At 70.3% G+C, this 16,724-nt stretch carries 14 protein-coding genes; 9 read left to right on the plus strand and 5 right to left on the minus strand.

Going from position 1 to position 16,724, the window contains the following annotated elements; all coding sequences use genetic code 11:
- The first annotated feature begins 316 nt into the window (after positions 1 to 316).
- The 3 genes from E8A49_RS00735 to E8A49_RS00745 all read left to right on the plus strand — a co-directional run bounded on the left by E8A49_RS00735 (position 317) and on the right by E8A49_RS00745 (position 3,468).
- Positions 317 to 2,242 (plus strand): PQQ-binding-like beta-propeller repeat protein, encoded by a 1,926-nt coding sequence (locus E8A49_RS00735; protein WP_293375318.1) that lies wholly within the window; start codon positions 317 to 319, stop codon positions 2,240 to 2,242.
- Between the two features lie 234 nt (positions 2,243 to 2,476).
- Complete coding sequence (locus E8A49_RS00740; protein WP_293375320.1) at positions 2,477 to 3,049, plus strand: tetratricopeptide repeat protein; 573 nt, start codon at positions 2,477 to 2,479, stop codon at positions 3,047 to 3,049.
- Positions 3,050 to 3,099: 50 nt separating this feature from the next.
- Positions 3,100 to 3,468, plus strand: a complete 369-nt coding sequence (locus E8A49_RS00745; protein ID WP_293375322.1) for a hypothetical protein — start codon at positions 3,100 to 3,102, stop codon at positions 3,466 to 3,468.
- A 9-nt stretch (positions 3,469 to 3,477) separates the two neighbouring features.
- On the opposite strand, the gene E8A49_RS00750 is transcribed toward E8A49_RS00745, so the two are convergent.
- Positions 3,478 to 4,068, minus strand: a complete 591-nt coding sequence (locus E8A49_RS00750; RefSeq protein WP_293375324.1) for a DNA-3-methyladenine glycosylase — start codon at positions 4,066 to 4,068, stop codon at positions 3,478 to 3,480.
- A gap of 146 nt (positions 4,069 to 4,214) precedes the next feature.
- Between E8A49_RS00750 and E8A49_RS00755 the strand changes: the two genes are divergently transcribed.
- On the plus strand, positions 4,215 to 5,267 hold the full coding sequence (locus E8A49_RS00755; protein ID WP_293375326.1) for a class I SAM-dependent methyltransferase: 1,053 nt from the start codon (positions 4,215 to 4,217) through the stop codon (positions 5,265 to 5,267).
- Positions 5,268 to 5,375: 108 nt separating this feature from the next.
- Complete coding sequence (locus E8A49_RS00760; protein WP_293375328.1) at positions 5,376 to 6,587, plus strand: amidohydrolase family protein; 1,212 nt, start codon at positions 5,376 to 5,378, stop codon at positions 6,585 to 6,587.
- On the opposite strand, the gene E8A49_RS00765 is transcribed toward E8A49_RS00760, so the two are convergent.
- The 4 genes from E8A49_RS00765 to E8A49_RS00780 form a co-directional block, all read right to left on the minus strand.
- Entirely contained in the window at positions 6,584 to 8,446 is a 1,863-nt protein-coding gene (locus E8A49_RS00765; protein WP_293375330.1) for an ATP-binding protein, read from the minus strand. The two genes, E8A49_RS00760 and E8A49_RS00765, sit on opposite strands and share 4 nt — an antisense overlap.
- An 83-nt stretch (positions 8,447 to 8,529) precedes the next feature.
- Positions 8,530 to 10,284: an acyl-CoA dehydrogenase gene (locus tag E8A49_RS00770; protein ID WP_293375332.1), complete on the minus strand. Its 1,755-nt coding sequence runs from the start codon at positions 10,282 to 10,284 to the stop codon at positions 8,530 to 8,532.
- A 39-nt stretch (positions 10,285 to 10,323) separates the two neighbouring features.
- The gene (locus E8A49_RS00775; protein ID WP_293375334.1) at positions 10,324 to 11,430 is read right to left on the minus strand and encodes a membrane dipeptidase; all 1,107 of its coding nucleotides are present in this window, start codon (positions 11,428 to 11,430) and stop codon (positions 10,324 to 10,326) included.
- Positions 11,427 to 12,797 carry an amidohydrolase family protein gene (locus E8A49_RS00780; RefSeq protein ID WP_293375336.1) on the minus strand — a complete coding sequence of 457 codons (1,371 nt, stop codon included), beginning with the start codon at positions 12,795 to 12,797 and terminating at the stop codon, positions 11,427 to 11,429. The genes E8A49_RS00775 and E8A49_RS00780 overlap by 4 nt, the downstream gene beginning before the upstream one ends.
- 163 nt (positions 12,798 to 12,960) lie before the next feature.
- On the opposite strand from E8A49_RS00780, the gene E8A49_RS00785 reads away from it, so the two are divergent.
- The 4 genes from E8A49_RS00785 (at position 12,961) to E8A49_RS00800 (ending at position 16,710) form a co-directional block, all read left to right on the plus strand.
- On the plus strand, positions 12,961 to 13,572 hold the full coding sequence (locus E8A49_RS00785) for a YceI family protein (RefSeq protein ID WP_293375338.1): 612 nt from the start codon (positions 12,961 to 12,963) through the stop codon (positions 13,570 to 13,572).
- A gap of 33 nt (positions 13,573 to 13,605) precedes the next feature.
- Positions 13,606 to 14,928 (plus strand): YceI family protein, encoded by a 1,323-nt coding sequence (locus tag E8A49_RS00790; protein WP_293375340.1) that lies wholly within the window; start codon positions 13,606 to 13,608, stop codon positions 14,926 to 14,928.
- Between the two features lie 73 nt (positions 14,929 to 15,001).
- Positions 15,002 to 15,754: a methyltransferase gene (locus E8A49_RS00795; RefSeq protein WP_293375342.1), complete on the plus strand. Its 753-nt coding sequence runs from the start codon at positions 15,002 to 15,004 to the stop codon at positions 15,752 to 15,754.
- A 32-nt stretch (positions 15,755 to 15,786) separates the two neighbouring features.
- On the plus strand, positions 15,787 to 16,710 hold the full coding sequence (locus E8A49_RS00800) for an L-threonylcarbamoyladenylate synthase (protein ID WP_293375344.1): 924 nt from the start codon (positions 15,787 to 15,789) through the stop codon (positions 16,708 to 16,710).
- Positions 16,711 to 16,724 lie beyond the last annotated feature (14 nt).

The raw sequence follows: 16,724 nt of genomic DNA on the forward strand, positions 1-16,724 counted from the left end.
CGCCCTGGGGCGGCGAGTACGACTTCGCGCCGCTGCAGGGCATCGTCTACGAATACGCCTGCCACGAGGGCAACTACGCCCTGCCGGCCATCCTGGCCGGCGCGCGTCGGCAGGAGAAGGAAAAGGCCGCGTCCGGAACCACCGGCGGCGGCGAATAAGGCCCGGCGCGGGGCCCGGCCGTCTTCGGCGGCTGGGCCAGCGTCTCCCGACGACGACAGGTGACCGCCGCGCCCATTCGGTGCAGGGTGGCTTCACCGTTGAATCGGGAAAATAGGACCCTGTCACAGGGAAGAATAAGCACTCGGGGGAGTTCAAGGTGTCGTCCATTCGGTCCTGGCTTTTCGGGGCGGCCTTCGCCGCCGCCTCAGCCCTTTCGTTCGCCGCCCATGCGCAGGGCGCCTCCAATGGCCAGGCCATCTATGAGAGCCGCTGCAAGGCCTGCCACGAGGGTGGCGCGGCGCGGGCCCCCAGCAAGGCCGACCTCGGCCAGCGCGCGCCGGCCGACATCGTCACCGCGCTCACCAGCGGCATCATGCAGCCGATGGCCCAGGGCCTCAGCGACGCCGACAAGCAGGCGGTGGCGGCCTATCTGACCTCGACGGGCGATCAGGCCTCGGCGCAGGGCGGCCGGCAGGGCCGGCCCACCGGGACCGAGATGCCGCAGGTCGAGCTCAAGGGCGCCGTGGCCGGCACAGACCCGATGTGCACGACCAACAACCCGATCAAGCCCGGTCCCAGCGACTGGGCCGAGATGGGCGTGCATCCGAACAACGACCGCTTCCAGAAGGCCCCCGGCCTGACGGCGGCCGACGTGCCGCGGCTGAAGGTGAAATGGGCCTTCTCCATGGCCGGCGGCGGCCAGCCGGCGGTGGTCGGCGACTGGATGTGGGTCACCAACCGCTCCGGCAAGTTCTACGCCCTCGACACCAAGACGGGCTGTGTCCACTGGGTGGTGAACGACCTCGTCTCGCGCACCACGCCGATGATCGTGAAGTCAACTCTGGCGCCCTCCGGCTGGGCGACCTTCATCAGCGAGAGCGACCGGCTCGTCCGCGCCTTCGACGCCCAGACCGGCAAGGAGCTGTGGCGCAGCGCGAAGATCGAGGATCACCCGGTCTCCGTGCTGACCGGCACGCCGATGATCGCCGGCGACCGGCTGATCGTGCCGATCTCCTCGATCGAGGAGGCGGCGGCCATGAGCAAGGCCTACTCCTGCTGCACCTTCCGCGGCTCGGTGGCGGCGCTGGACCTCAAGACCGGCAAGCTGCTCTGGAAGACCTCGATGATCGACGGGCCCATGAAGACGGTCCGCGACAAGGACTCCGGCGGCAAGGTGCAGGGCCCGGCCGGCGCCGCGGTCTGGGCCGCGCCGCTCGTCGATATGAAGCGTGGCCTAGTCTATGCGGTGACCGGCGACAGCTACACCGACATCGACACCGACGGCGACGACGCCATCGTCGCGCTCGACCTGAAGACCGGCAAGTTCAAGTGGCGCCGGCAGGTGAGCGAGCACGACAACTTCGTGATGGGCTGCGGCCCGACCTCGCAGTCCGGCAACTGCCCGACCCCGCTAGGCCCGGACTACGACTTTGGGGCCGCGCCAGTGCTGATGACGCTGCCGAGCGGCAAGCAGGTGCTGATGGCCGGCCAGAAGTCCGGCATCGTCTACGGGCTCAACCCTGACACCGGCGCCCTGCTGTGGAAGACCATCGTCGGCGCGGGCTCGGCCCTGGGCGGCGTGGAATGGGGCATGGGCGCGGACAGCAAGCTGCTCTTCGTGCCGATCTCGGACCTGACCTACCTGTTCAACCCGGCGACCAAGGCCAAGGGCAAGCCGGGGATCTACGGCCTGGATCCGGCGACCGGGAACATCGTCTGGTCGGCGCCGGCGCCGGACGCGCCTTGCGTCTACGCCGCCGACAAGGGCAAGCCCAGCCGCTGCGCCAAGGCCCAGCCGGCCGCGCCGGCGGTGATCCCGGGCCTGGTCTTCGAAGGCGGCCTGGACGGCTGGATCCGCGCCTACGACGCCAAGACCGGCAAGATCGCCTGGGAGGACTCCACCACCTCGCGGACCTACGACACCGTCAACGGCGTCAAGGGCCAGCCCGGCGGCGGCATCGACGGCATGGGCCCGACCATCGCCGGCGGCATGATGTTCATCACCAGCGGCAACAATGGCGCGGCCCGCGTCGGCTCAAACGGGGTCAATGTGCTCTTGGCCTACTCGGTCGACGGCAAATAACGGCGGCGGACCGAGGCGGGTCGCCGGCCAGCTTCGCCGGTTGACCCGCCGCATCGGGCGGTGCTGCGCTTTCGTCGCGCTGGGGCGACCGCTTGACGCAAATCCGCCGAGCGCCTGCCTGACGCGACGTCAGCTTCGCGTTGACAGCCGCCGGTTGCGGGAGGACGCTTCGCTTCGAACGCCGATATGCGGCTCGAATCCGCGACGGCGGGGAACGCATAGGGAGCGATCCAGATGAAGCGGACGATCTTGGCGGCGACGGCTGTGGCCGCCGCAGCGATGGCGGCGCAGGCCCACGCGGGTTCGGTGACGGTGATCGGCGGCGGCCTGGCGGAGACCTGCTCCAAGGCCGCGCTCTCCGGCAAGTCCGATCGGCGGCTGGAGGACTTCTGCACCGACGCCCTCGACAAGGAGATGCTGAACAGCCGCGACCGCGCGGGCACCTTCGTCAACCGCGGGGTGCTCCGCCTGCGCCGCGCCGACTGGAGCGGCGCCAACGCCGACTTCAACGCCGCCGTGCATGCGAAGCCCGACATGGGCGAGGCCTATGTGAACCGCGGCGCGGTCGCCGTCGGCCAGCACAAGTACGCCGAGAGCCTGGCGGACCTGAACAAGGGCTTGGCGCTGGGCGTCGAGGAGCCGGCCAAGGCCTATTTCAACCGCGCCCTGGCCTACGAAGGCCTCGACGACGCCAAGTCGGCCTATTTCGACTACCAGAAGGCCCTCGAGCTCAGCCCCGACTGGGCCGCGCCCAAGGCCGAACTGGCCCGCTTCCATGTGGAGCGCAAGGAGGACGCCGCGCATTAGGCTGGTGATGGGGCCCTTCGCCGCGAGGGGCCTTTAAGCCAGGAGCCGCCATGCGCGCCGCCGTCTTGATCCTGATCCTCGCCGCGGCGTCGCCGGCGGCGGCCCAGCCTATCCTTGGCCAGCCCTACTACGGCCTGACCCTGAACCGCGATCCCGTCCTCGACGGGCAGGCCGAGGCCGCCCGCCAACGCGCGATCGGCCTCGACGCGCGGACGACGCGGTTGGAAACTCAGGGGCAGACGAATGCGGCGCTCGCCAACATCGCCGCCGCGCGGGTCAATCCGGGTCTGCCGACCGTCCCGCTCGGCGCCTACGCCAAGCCGCCGATCATCGATGTGAGCCAGCTTCCGAAGATCCCCGACGCCACCCTGGCCGCCTCCAACGCCCGCATCCTGGCGGCGGCCAACAACCGCCATTGACCCACGCGCTCAGGCCTTCGGAAAGGGCTTGGAGAGGAACCGCGAGCCCGCCTCGCCGAAGCGCCAGGGGACGTCCACGGCCTTGGTGATGCCGATGCGCGGGCCGACCGCGATCTTCCCCGCTGGGCCGGGCGTGAGCGCGAAGGGCGGCTCGAACGCCTTCATCCCGTTCTGCGCGCGGGTCACGCCCAGGGCCTGGCAGAGCCGCCCGGGGCCGGAGCACAGCAGCCGCGGCGCCTCCAGCCCGCGCCGGGCGATCATCAGGTCCAGGCCCTCCGTGGGCTCCAGGGCGCGCAGCAGCACCGCGCTGCCGGGCTCATCGCCGCAGACCAGGTTCATGCACCAGTGGATGCCGTAGGAGCGGTAGACGTAGATCACGCCTGGCGGGCCGAACATCACCGCGTTGCGCGGCGTCGGCCCCGAGAAGCTGTGCGAGGCGGGGTCGCTGTAGTGATAGGCCTCGGTCTCGACGATCCGTCCGCCCACGCCGTCCAGCGCGATCGTCCAGCCGATCATCATCCGCGCCGCCAGATGCGAGGGCGAGGTGAAGAGCTCAGCTTGACGCGCCGCGAGATCGGAGGGCGAATAAGGGGCAGCCATCGGGCGAAGACTTCGCATGACGCGCGCCGACGGCCAAACCCTCCGCGGCGCCCGTTTCCAGGATACGCCGGGCGCCACACGACTGTGTCGGGCCGCGTCCAGTATCCGTCGCCGCGCTCCGTGTCCGCGCGATAGAGAGAGCGACCATGGATCATCCCCCGATCTTCGCCTGCCCGGTCACGCGCGAGCCGCTGAACGCGCTCACCGAGGCCGAGGTCGCGGGCCTCAAGGCCGAGATCGCCGAGGGCGCGCGCCTGCATGCTGACGGCAGCCCGCTGAAGGGCGGTCTGGACGGAGCCCTTGGCACGCCCGACCGCAGCTACATCTACCGGGTCGACGGCGGCATCTATGCGCTGCTGCCCAGCCTGGCGGTCGTCACACCGGAGAAGGCGACCCTGGGAGAACTGGAGAGCGACAAGCGGATCGTCCAGTCGTTCTATGACGAGTTCGGCTGGGTGACCAACGCGGACGGCGCGTACAAGGACACCGAGGTCTTCACCGTCGAGGACCAGGTCGCCAAACGCTACGCCTACCGCTGCGACGACCGCATCGCCGCCCAGCTCGGCCGCGGCGACTACCTGCTGGACGCCGCCTCAGGCGCCATCCCGGGCGACAGCTACATGCGGTTCTCGAACAACTACGCCCGACGGGTCTGCGTCGACTTCTCGATCCGGGCGCTGCGCGAGGCGCAACTGAAGCTGGGCGACCGTGGCGTCTATGTGCTGGGCGACGTGACCTGCCTGCCCCTAGCCGAGGGAGTGATAGACGACGCCATCTCGCTCCACACCATCTACCACGTCCCGCGCGACCTGCAGTCGACGGCGATCGACGAGCTGGTCCGGGTGCTGAAGCCGAAGGGCAAGCTGGTGGTGGTCTACACCTGGGGCGCCTCGCCGATCATGCGCATCATCCATCGCCTGACGGGCCGGCACGAGGAACGGCGCGAGCCGGAGAAGCCCGACCTCTACTACAGCCCCCAGGGCAAGGACTGGTTTCGCACCCTGGCCGCGAAATACCCCGCCAAGCTCAAGGTCTGGAGCGCCACGGACCTGAAGTTCAACGCCGCCTTCATGCGCGACAACGCCGCCGGCCGGCTGATGGCCAGCCTGGTTGTCCTGGCCGAACAGCTCTTCGACCCCTTCCTGGCGCGCTATGGCCAGTACCCGCTGTTCGTCTTCAGCAAGGCCTCGCAGGGCTGATCCCCTTGGCCGCTCCGCGGCTGCCGATTGACGGCGGTCCCGCCGCGCTGTTCCCTGGAGGCCGCTCAAGGACGCGCCCCAGACGCGCCGCGCCAGAGGAAACCAGCCATGACCGACCCGGCGACCCGGCAGACCTACGTCTCGCAATCGGGACTGACTACGGCGCACGACGCCGACAGCCATGTGATGGAGCTGCCGGGGACGATCAACCGCTACCTCGACCCCAGGGTCCGCGAGGCCTTCGTGGAGAAGACCGGGCGCAAGGACGTGCTGCCCGAGTGGTTCGCCAAGGCCGCCGCCCAGATGGAGAACCCGGAGTTCTTGGCCGGCGCCGAGGCCAACATCCTGCTCCGCAAGAACTACGAAGCCCTGGGCGCCTTCAAGGCCGCCGACCGGCCCAAGACCCTGGACTACCTGGGCTTCGCCAGCCAGCTGGTCTTCACCACCGCCTGCCTCTCCAACTTCGGCCTGGAGCAGATGGGCGAGGTCGAGCTGGCCGTGGAGGCCGCCCGCGCCCACAACCGGATGATGGCCGAGTTCTGCGCCGTGGACCGCCGGCTGCTGGCCACCGGCTATGTGCCGCTGATCGACCGGGCCCGCGCGCCGCAGATCGCCCGCGAGGCCATCGAGATGGGCTGCAAGGCCCTGGTGATCCCCTCGCGCCACCCGCCCGGCTTCTCCCCCAGCCATGTGGAGCTGGACCCGCTATGGGCCTTCGCCCAGGAGGCGCGGGTCCCCGTGCTCTTCCATGTGGGCGGCGAGGAGAAGATGGCCCACGACTACATCGAAAACGGCCTGCCCTTCGTGAAGGACTTCCACGGCGGCGACGAGAACTTCACCTCGCTGACCTTCATGGCGATCCCGCTCTCCATCTGGCAGACGCTCTCGGCCCTGGTGATCGACGGGGTGTTCGACCGTTTCCCGAACCTGAAGTGGGGCGCGATCGAGCTCGGCGCCTCGTGGCTGCCCAGCCTGATGCAGTTCCTGGATTCCGGCGTCGCCGCCTTCGGCCGCGAGGAGCGGCTGCAGAGGCTTTCAGGCAAGCCCAGCGAGATCCTGCGCCGCCAGTTCCGCGCCACGCCCTATCCGCACGAGAACACCCGCTGGATCATCGAGAACTCTGGCGAGGACATGCTCCTGTTCTCCTCCGACTTCCCGCACATCGAGGGCGGCCGTAATCCGCTGAAGCGCTTCAACGAGAGCCTGGACGGCGTCTCGGAGTCGGTGCGGAAGAAGTTCTACCGCGACAACTTCATCGACCTGATGGGCGCGGGCCTCGACCCGGCGCTGCACGACCTGGCGAACCTGCAGGCGGCTTAGGCCGCCGCCTGGCGTCTGGCGCTTGGCGCCGACATGGCGCGGCCGATGGCGTCGACCAGCTCCTGGATCTGGATCGGCTTGGGGCAATGCTCGGTGAAGCCCAGCTCGAGGTAGCGCTGCCGCCCGCCTGAGGTCACATCGGCGGTGAGTGCGACGACAGGCGCGTCGCGGTTGGGGCCCTCCGCGGCGTGCAGCCGTTGCAGCACCTCGACACCGGTCATGCCGGGCATCTGGATGTCCAGCAGGATCAGATCGAAGGGACGTTCGGCCAGCGCCTCCAGGGCCTCGGCCCCGCTGGAGGCCTTGGCAACCTCGTGGCCGAAGCTGGAGAGCAGCTGGTCGAGCACCAGGAGGTTCACGGCGTTGTCGTCCACCGCCAGCACCTGCAGGGCGCAAGGCGCCTCGGCCGGGCCCGCGTCGTTCCGCGCCACGGTCAGGGCCGGGCCATTGGCCAGGGCCAGCGGCAGCTTGATGTGGAAGACCGAACCCTGGCCCAGGGTGCTCTCCGCCCAGATCCGGCCGCCCATCAGCTCCACAAGCTGCTTGGCGATGGCCAGGCCGAGGCCCGTGCCGCCGAACTTGCGCATCTCGGATTCGTCGGCCTGGGTGAAGCGGGTGAAGAGCTGAGGCAGGTTGTCGGCGGCGATGCCGATACCGGTGTCGCGCACCGCCAGGTGCAGCAGCACCGCGCCCTCGCCGTTGGGCGAGGCGTCGGCGGCGACGGTCACCGAGCCTTTGTCGGTGAACTTCAGCGCATTGCCCACCAGGTTGAACAGCACCTGGCGCAGGCGAAGCGCGTCGAACAGGGCGAAGGCCGGGGCGTTCGGCGCCACCTCCAGCACCAGGGCGACCCCCTTCTCGTCGGCGCGCGGGCCCCAGAAGCCCACCAGCCGCTCGAGGAACTGCGAGAGGTCCTCCGCCGCCGGTAGGATGTCGAGCCGCCCGGCGTCGATCTTGGAGACGTCGAGGATGTCGTTGAGGATCGACAGCAGGTACTCGCCGGAATCGATCAGCACATCCAGTCGCGCCTTCTGGGCGGCGTCGGTCTCGTCGCGCTGCAGCAGCTGGGCCATGCCGAGCACTCCGTTCATCGGGGTGCGGATCTCATGGCTCATGGTGGCCAGGAAGTTGGCCTTGGCGCGGCCGGCCTGGCGGGCCTCCTCCCGCGCGGCGTCGGCGGCGGCGCGTTCGGCCACCGCCTGGTCGCGGGCGGCCTTCAGTTCGGGGATCATCGCGACATTGTCGTTGAAAGCGCCGTGCAGCACCTGAACCGTGCGGGTGATGCCCTCCATCATCAGGCCGGTCAGCGCTGTCAGGCTGGCCAGGGCCAGGAAGGCGGCGGCCGCGACCCAGGGGGTCAGGGTGAAGGCGATCAGCACGCCCAGCGCCCCGACGATGGGCAGCAAGAAGGCCCAGAAAATCCGCCGCCCCATCAAGCTGGCCGAGATCGCGACCGCGACCAGGGTGGCCGCCTGCAGCAGGAACAGCGTGCTCTCGCCGCGATGGCCGTTCAGCGCGACCAGCAGGGTCGGCAGCACATAGCCGGTCATCCGCGCCGCGCACAACGGCGCCAGGCGTCGGAAGCCATCGTCATCAGGGGTGTCGGCCGCGGTCTCTATCCAGCGGCGCACCATGAACTGGTTCGCCACGTCGACTGCGCAATAGATGGCGAGGGTCGCGGCGGCGGCGATCGGATGGCCGAGCATCACCATGCTGAGGGCGACAATGGCGTTGAAGGCGAAGTGGAACGCCAGCGGCTGGACCAGGCTGGTGAGCGTCAGGTGATAGGCGCTCATGCCGATCTCGCCGGTGGCGCGCGCCGCGCGCTCGCGGGCGAATTCCCAGACCTTCGGTTTCATGCGCCTTCACCCCGCGACGGGGCACCTTGGCCGCAAAAAAATGAACGTTCGAAGAATCCGGTACGTAGATTTGCGGAGGCGGCCTAGGAGGCCAGGGCCGCGGCGGGCGTGGCTTCCAGGTCGGCCCCGCCGTCCATCAGGCCTTCGGCCACGCCCGGCGCCTGGGCCAGCACCTGGCCGGCGAACACCCGCGCCAGCGCCGCCTTGCTCTTGAGCCAGGGGTCGCTCGCGAAGCCTGGATCGGCGGCGGCGGCCAGCGCCTGGCGGCCCAGCATGGCGCCGCCGATCACGTCGCCGGCCAGCCGCAGATAGGGCGTGGCGGCGGCCAGGCTGTCCGGCCCACGGTGGGCGAGCAGCCAGTCCGTGGCCTGCTCCAGCGCCGCGACGCCGGCGGCCAGCCGGCGGCCTACGGACGCCAGATCGGGAACCTCGGTCAGCTCTTCGGCGGTCAGCGCCAGTTCGGCGCACAGGGCGCGCATGACGCCGCCGTCCTCCATGCCGACCTTTCGGCCGACCAGGTCGATGGCCTGGATGCCGTTGGTGCCCTCGTAGATCGGCGCGATGCGGGCGTCGCGGTAGTGCTGCGCCGCGCCGGTCTCCTCGATGAAGCCCATGCCGCCGTGCACCTGCACGCCCAGCGAGGCGACCTCGACGCCGGTGTCGGTGGACCAGGCCTTGGCGATGGGCGTCAGCAGCTCCTGGCGCGCCTTGGCCGCGGCGCGCTCCTCCTCGCTGTCGGCCAGGCGGGCGAGATCGGCCAGGACGCCGGTGGTCAGGCAGATGGCCCGCGCCGCCTCGATCCGCGCCTTCATCAGCATCAGCATGCGCCGAACATCCGGATGGCCGTAGATGGTCCCTTCGGCTTCCCAGACCGTGCGGCCCTGCTTGCGCTCCTGGGCGAAGGCCAGCGCCTGCTGGAAGGCCCGCTCGGCGATGGCCACGCCCTGCACGCCCACCTGCAGGCGCGCGGCGTTCATCATCACGAACATGTGCGGCAGGCCCTGGCCCAGCTCGCCCACCAGCTCAGCCTCAGCGTCCTCGTAGAGCATGACGCAGGTGGGCGAGCCGTGGATGCCCAGCTTGTGCTCGATGGAGGCCGGCCGGAAGCCGTTGCGCCCGCCGAGCCCGCCGTCATCCTTCACCTCGAACTTCGAGGCCAGGAACAGGCTGATGCCCTTGACGCCGGGCGGGGCGTCGGGCGTGCGGGCGATGACCAGGTGGCAGATGTTCTCGGCGGCATCGTGGTCTCCCCAGGTGATGAAGATCTTCTGGCCCGACAGCCGGTAGCCGCCGTTTCCGTCCGGCCGGGCGATGGAGGTCAGCGCGGCCAGGTCGGAGCCGGCCTGCGGCTCGGTCAGGCACATGGCGCCGGTCCATTCGCCGCTGACCAGCTTGGGCAGCACCAGCCGCTTCTGGCGTTCCGTGCCGTGCAGGTCCAGGGCCTCGATGGCGCCCTGGGTCAGCATGGGGCAGAGCCCGAAGGCCATGTTCGAGGCGTGCACCATCTCGAACACCGCCAGCTCCATGGCCTTCGACAGGCCCTGGCCGCCGTGCGCCGGGTCGGCGGAGAGCGAGTTCCAGCCGCCTTCGACGAATTGCCGGTAGGCCTCGGCGAAGCCCGGCGCGGCGGTGACCTTGCCGTTCTCGTAGCGCGCGCCCTCAAGGTCGCCCTTGCGGTTCAGCGGCGCCAGCACGTCGGCGGTGAAGCCGCCAGCCGCCTCCAGCACCGCGGCGACGGTGTCGGCGTCGAGGTCCGGATAGGCCCGCGCGATCAGGGCGTCGTGCCCCACGGTCGAAAGGGCGAAGGCCAGGTCGCGGACCGGCGCGCGGAAGGTCATGGCGGGGCTCTCCGGTAGGTTCGGCGGTGGTGTTTAAGCCTAAGCGTCCCAGATGTCGTGGGCGTAGCGGACGAAGTTACCGCCGAGGATCTTCTCGATCCGCGCGGTCTTGTGGCCCCGGGCGGCCAGCAATCCGGCCAGTTTGCGGAACTGGTCGGGGCCGCGCAGGTCGTCGACAAAGGGGTGGGTGTCGGCCCGCTCGCCGGGCGCGGAGATGCCGGCCTTGACCCGATCCTCGTGCTCCTTGGCGAGCGCGGCCTTGTAGGCCTCGAGGTCGTCGATCTGGGTCGTCCCGCCGTCGGTGCCGATGCCCACGTGGTCCTCGCCGCAGACCTGCAGGGCGTGCTCGATGTGGGCCACCACGTCGGCGGCCGTGGCGTGGCCGGAGAGGTTCAGGAACGGCATGAAGTAGATGCCGACGAAGCCGCCCTTCTCGGCCACCAGCCGCAGCTCCTCGTCGGTCTTGTTGCGGGGCAGGTCGGTGACCGCGCGGCAACCGGTGTGGTTGATCGAGATCGGCTGCTTCGAGGCGCGCGCGGCGTCGAGGCAGATCTGCCGGCCGGAGTGCGACAGGTCGACCATGCAACGGTTGGCGTTGATCCGCTCGACCACCTCGCGGCCGAAGGGCGTCAGGCCGCGGCCCTGCGGCGCCATGGAGCCGTCGCCCAGCTGGTTGGCGTCGTTGTAGGTGAGCTGGAAGACCCGCACGCCCGCCTTGGCGAAGCCGTCCACGCGGCCTGCGTCCTGGCCCATCATGGCGCAGTTCTGGAAGCCGTAGATCAAGCCGATCTTCTTCTCCGCCTTGGCGCGGGCGAAGTCGGCGACGCTCAAGACCTTCAGCAGGTCCGCCGAATGGGCGCGGATGTCGGCGTCGTTCTCGGCGATCTCCTTCAGGGTCAGCTGATAGGGATCGCCCGGGCCGAAGACGTAGCCCAGGGTGATGTTCACCGCCGTCTCGCCTGAGGCGTGGGCGTCGGCCAGCATGCGGGGCGTCACCGAGGCGGCGCCTGGGTGGTTTGGGTCATTGAGGCCGCCGAGCGCGTTGATCACCGTCCAGCCCGCGATCGGATCGGACGGGGCGCCCAGCGCGGGCGAGGCGACGGCGGCGGCGCCCAGGGCGAGGGCTGCACGGCGGTTCAGGCTCATGGGGCGTCCTTCAGGTCGGCGGCCGTGGGCGGCTTGAAGTTGGCGCGCGGGTAGGCGCGGCCGCGCTTCACGGTGAGCTCCAGGCTTTTCAGATTGGCGATGTCGGCGGTGGGGTCGCGCGCCAGCACGATCAGGTTGGCGAGCTTGCCCGGCGCGATGGTCCCCATGTCCTTGTCCTGGGCGGCGGCCTTCGCGCCGACTTCGGTGGCGGCGTGGATCGCCTGGGCCGGCGTCAACCCGGCCTTGTCGACCAGCAGCGCGATCTCCTCATAAACCGTGGGCCACGGATCGCTGGCGGGCGCGATGCCGTCGGTGCCGGTCGACAGCGGCACCCCGGCCTGGAAGGCCTGGCGGGTGAGGGCGGCGGCCAGGTCCAGGTCGCACATCGGCGGCTTGCCCTTGGGGTTTGCGGCGAACCGCTTGGCGTCCTCGGCGTAGACCCTCAGCGTCGGGTCGAGGAGCGTCCCTTGCGCCTGCATCCGCGCGAACAGGCCGGCCATCACCGGGTTCGGGGCGCCGCCTGAAGCATTCGGGAAGGGCTTCGGATCGATCCGCACCCGGGCCTGGTAGGACGCGGGCACGCCGACCACCTGATAGGCCATGTAGCAGGTGTGGGAGATCACGTCGGGCCGGGCGTCCAGCACCTCGGCCGGCGTGGCGGGGAAGATGGCGCTGTGGGTCCAGACGGCCATGCCCTGGCGGTGCGCCTCGGCGGCGATCTTGGCCACCAGGTCGCCCGGCAGGTTGGCGTAGATCTTGATGGCCGTCGCCGAGGTCCCCTTGGCCAGGGTGACGGCGGTCTTGAGGTCGGTGGTCTCGTCGATAGCCTGCGCCCACGGCGAGTGGCCCGGCTCCACGCCCAGGCTGATCGCATGCGTGCGCGGGTCGACGAAGAAGGACGGGCCGGCCATCACGGCGGCGTAGAAGATGTCCGGCGCCGGAACCTCGCCGGCGCGGGATTCGCGGGCCAACTCGCCCACCGAGCGCAGGTCGTCGGCCATGTCGCGGATGGCGGTGACCCCGCCATAGAGGTCGCGGCGCATGTTGGCCTCGGCCGTGCGGCGGTTGGGCGGAGTGGCCAGGTGCTCGTGGCTGTCGATCAGGCCGGGCGTGAGGTACTTGCCGGCCAGGTCGACGATCCTTGCGCCCGGCGGCGCGGCGAGCCCGGCGTCGGGCGCCACCGCCGCGATCCGCTCGCCGGACACCAGCACCGACATGCCCGGCCGCACCGGGCCGCCGGTCCCGTCGATCAGGCTGGCGTGGCGATAGAGGGTCTGCTGGACCGGCGCCTCAGCCGCCAGCGCCGCGCCGCAGAGCGCCATCGCCCCCACGGCTCCAAGCGCCGCCTTCACACCCGATCGGATCACACAGACGTCCCCCGCTGACGCTGTAAGCGATAGGTCGTGGACGGACAGCCGACAAGTCCGCCCGGCTTTCGGCCGCCATACGCCGTAAATCCGCACCGGCGGCCTTTGCGCTAGGGTCCGCGCCCACCATCTGGGCGCAGGGGACAAGCGGAGCCTTGAGAATATGATCCGAAGCGTCGCGGCCGCCCTGGTGGCCGGTCTTGTCTTGTCCGCCGGTCCGGGGAGCGCCGCGTGGGCCGCCCCGTCCACCACCGACCCCGCCAAGGTCCCCGCCGGCGCCTATGTCCTCGACAAGCGCCACGCCAGCCTGACGGTGAAGATCGTCCACATGGGCTTCTCGCACTACACGATGCGGTTCGACGGCCTGGACGGGAGTTTCACCTACGACCCGGCGAACTGGTCGGCCACCAAGGCCACCATCACCGTCGACGCCAAGTCCGTGGACACCCACGACTCCGCCTTCGACAAGCAGATCGCCGGCTACTTCGAGGCGGACAAGTACCCGACCATCACCTTCGTCTCCACCAGCGTCCAGGGCGGCGCGGACGGCAAGGGGACCCTGACCGGCGACCTGACCTTCCACGGCGTGACCAAGCCGGTGACGCTGGATGTGACCTTCGACGGCGCCGGCCATGGCGTCACGCCGCTCGGCACGCGGCTGGGCTTCTCCGGTTCGGGCCGGATCAAACGCTCGGACTTCGGGGTCAACAACATGCTTCAGTTCGCCAGCGACGACGTCGATCTGGCCTTCGAGGTCGAGTTCGAGAAGAAATAGCGCCTAGGCGAAGCTTCGGAGGAAGGCCCAACGATGACCGCCACTGTCCATCGGCTGCCCCTCAGCGGCCGCGGCCGCTACGCCACCGTGGCCATCGTGCTGCACTGGCTGATCGCACTCGCCATCGTGGCGCAGATCAGCCTGGCTTGGCGCTTCGAGGGCGACCACAGCCCGACCGGCTTCGCGCTGACCCAACTCCACAAGTCGATCGGCATCACCGTGCTGATCCTCAGTCTGTTCCGCCTCGCCTGGCGGCTGATGAACCCGCCGCCGCCGGAGCCTGCGGGCGTCAAGCCCTGGGAGCGCGCCCTGGCGCTCGCGGTCCACTGGGGCTTCTACGCGATCATGATCGGCATGCCGCTGACCGGCTGGATCATGGTCTCGGCCAGCAAGACGGCGATCCCGACCCTGCTCTTCGGCGCGGTCCCCTGGCCGAACCTGCCGGGCTTCGCGGGCATGGCGCCGCACTTCAAGGCGGCCTGGCACACGATCGGCGAGAAGGGCCATGGCCTGCTCGCCTGGGGCGCCTATGGCCTGATCGTGCTGCATGTGGCCGGCGCGCTGAAGCACCAGTTGTTCGAGCGCAACGTCCCGGTGTTCAGCCGCATGGCGCCGGGCGCCGTCTCCGGCCGTTGGTGGGACTGGCGGCTGATCCTGGCGCTCGCCGCGGTGGTCGGCGCGGCGGCCTTCGGCAAGTTGGTGAACCCGCCGCATCCAGCGTCCGGCCCGCCGCCCGTCGCCGCCCAGGCGGGCCAGCCCTTCCTGCCGCCGAGCCCGGCCGTGCTTCAGGCGACGGCGGCGGATCCAGCCGGCGAGAACGCCGCGGCCGCCGCGGCTCCGGCTGCCAAGGGCGGCCCGCTGGCCTGGAAGGTCGCGCCGGGCTCCAGCCTCGACTTCCAGACCAGCTGGAGCGGCGATGCCGTACAGGGCCGGTTCAACAGCTGGAAGGCCGACATCCTGTTCAGCCCCGACGCGCTCGACAAATCCAAGGTCACCGTGACCATCGACATGACCTCGGCCAAGACCGGCGACGAACAGCGCGACGCCTCGCTGCCGGCCTCCGACTGGTTCGACGCGGCCACCCATCCGAAGGCGGTCTTCACCGCTGCGAAGTTCGAAAAGACCGGCGCTGAGGCCTATGTCGCCCGCGGGACGCTCAGCCTGCGCGGGGCGACCAAACCCCTCGACCTGCCGTTCAAACTGAAGATCGTCGGCGACAAGGCGCAGATGAGCGGCGAGACCAGCCTCGACCGCACCGTCTTCGGCGTCGGCCAGGGCGAGTTCACCGCCACCGATCAGGTGCCGGCGAAGGTCACGGTTCGCGTCCAAGTGAACGCCGTGAGCGACAAGCGGTAGGCTGCGTCGATTGACAGGTCGGCTCATGGGCCGAAGCTTCGCCGCAAACCGAACTGTCCTCTGGAGGACGCCGATGAAGACCCTCATACTCGCCGCCTGCGCGGCCGCCGCCCTGGCCGCCGGCGTCGCCGCCGCGCCCGCCATCCCCGCCTATGTCACCGCCGCCGTCGCCGATCCGGGCCGCGCCGCCGACCGTGACGCCGACGCGCGCCGCCACATCGCCGAGGTGGTGGCCTTCTCCGGGGTGAAGCCGGGGGACAAGGTCGTCGACCTGATCCCGGGCTCCGGCTACTTCACCAGGGTGTTCTCGAAGATCGTCGGGCCCAAGGGCCACGTCTACATGATCTGGCCGGACGAATACGCCAAGGAAGCCCAGCCCGACCCGATCAAGAACCAGGCCCTGGCCACATCGGGCTATCCGAACACCTCGGTGATCCTGCAGCCCGGCGCGGCCTTCGCCACGCCCGAGCCTGTCGACCTGGTGTTCACGGTCCAGAATTATCACGACTATCCGGACAAGTTCATGGGCAAGATCGACCCGATGATCTTCAACCGGGCGGTGTTCAAGGCCCTGAAGCCGGGCGGGACTTTCCTGGTGGTCGACCACACCGCCGAGGCCGGCTCCGGCATGCGCGACACCGACACCCTGCACCGCATCGACCCGGCCATCGTCAAGAAGCAGGTGACCGACGCCGGCTTCGTCTTCGAGGGCGAGAGCGCGGTGCTGCGCAACCCGGCCGACACCCTCCAGCTGGTGGTGTTCGACAAGGCGATCCGCGGCCACACCGACCAGTTCATCTACAAGTTCCGCAAGCCGAAGAAGTAGGCCGCTTGGGCTTGGCGGTGTAACGGAGCGCCGTGGAGCTGACGCCGTCCCAGATCGACGAGGCCGCCGCCGCGCTCAGGGCCGGCGGCCTGGTCATCCTGCCGACCGAGACGGTCTATGGCCTGGCCGCCGACGCCGCCAATGCGCGCGCCGTGGCTGCGGTCTATGGGGCGAAGGGCCGGCCGAGCTTCAATCCGCTGATCGCCCATGTGGCCGAGGTGGCGGCGGCGCGGCGCATCGCCCGCTTCGACGACCGCGCCGAGCGGCTCGCCGCGCGGTTCTGGCCAGGGCCGCTGACCCTCGTGCTGCCGGTCCTCGACACCGCCGCCGTCTGCGACTTGGCCCGAGCCGGCCTCGACACCGTGGCCGTCCGCAGCCCCGCCCATCCGCTGGCCCGGGCCCTGTTGCGCGCTTTCGGTGGGCCCGTGGTCGCGCCCTCGGCCAACCGTTCCGGCCGGCCCAGCCCCACCACGTTCGCCGACGCCCTGGGCGAGACCGGCGCGGCCGCCGCCGCCGGACTGGACGGCGGCCCGTGCGACATCGGCCTGGAATCGACGGTGGTCGCCCTGCTGGACGTCCCGCGCCTGCTGCGGCCCGGGGCCGTCACTCGCGCGGCGCTTGAGGCGGAGATCGGGCCGCTGGCAGAGGCCGAGGCCGACGCCCGGCGCTCGCCCGGCCGTCTGGCGCGCCACTATGCGCCGGAGCTGCCGCTGCGGCTGAACGCGACCGAGCCGCGCGAGGGCGAGGTCTGGCTGGGCTTCGGCCCGGGCTTCCCCGAGCCCTTGAACCTCAGCCCCACCGGCGACCCCGCTGAGGCCGCCGCCAACCTCTTTTCCTATCTGCGCGCCGCCGACCGCTCCGGCGCGCGGGCCATCGCCGTCGCCCCGATCCCGGAAGAGGGCCTGGGCGAAGCCATCAACGACCGCCTGCGCCGCGCGGCGGGGTTTGTCGGCTAGCCCCGCGGCGCTAC

The organism is Phenylobacterium sp. (genome assembly GCF_004799515.1).
GTDB lineage: Bacteria > Pseudomonadota > Alphaproteobacteria > Caulobacterales > Caulobacteraceae > Phenylobacterium.

Bases quoted from the DNA above. Each gene is read 5' to 3' on its own strand.
- E8A49_RS00750 (WP_293375324.1), bottom strand. From the start codon at position 4,068: ATGGCTGCCCCTTATTCGCCCTCCGATCTCGCGGCGCGTCAAGCTGAG.
- E8A49_RS00765 (WP_293375330.1), bottom strand. From the start codon at position 8,446: ATGAAACCGAAGGTCTGGGAATTCGCCCGCGAGCGCGCGGCGCGCGCC.
- E8A49_RS00745 (WP_293375322.1), top strand. From the start codon at position 3,100: ATGCGCGCCGCCGTCTTGATCCTGATCCTCGCCGCGGCGTCGCCGGCG.
- E8A49_RS00770 (WP_293375332.1), bottom strand. From the start codon at position 10,284: ATGACCTTCCGCGCGCCGGTCCGCGACCTGGCCTTCGCCCTTTCGACC.
- E8A49_RS00775 (WP_293375334.1), bottom strand. From the start codon at position 11,430: ATGAGCCTGAACCGCCGTGCAGCCCTCGCCCTGGGCGCCGCCGCCGTC.
- E8A49_RS00790 (WP_293375340.1), top strand. From the start codon at position 13,606: ATGACCGCCACTGTCCATCGGCTGCCCCTCAGCGGCCGCGGCCGCTAC.
- E8A49_RS00785 (WP_293375338.1), top strand. From the start codon at position 12,961: ATGATCCGAAGCGTCGCGGCCGCCCTGGTGGCCGGTCTTGTCTTGTCC.
- E8A49_RS00795 (WP_293375342.1), top strand. From the start codon at position 15,002: ATGAAGACCCTCATACTCGCCGCCTGCGCGGCCGCCGCCCTGGCCGCC.
- E8A49_RS00740 (WP_293375320.1), top strand. From the start codon at position 2,477: ATGAAGCGGACGATCTTGGCGGCGACGGCTGTGGCCGCCGCAGCGATG.
- E8A49_RS00760 (WP_293375328.1), top strand. From the start codon at position 5,376: ATGACCGACCCGGCGACCCGGCAGACCTACGTCTCGCAATCGGGACTG.
- E8A49_RS00755 (WP_293375326.1), top strand. From the start codon at position 4,215: ATGGATCATCCCCCGATCTTCGCCTGCCCGGTCACGCGCGAGCCGCTG.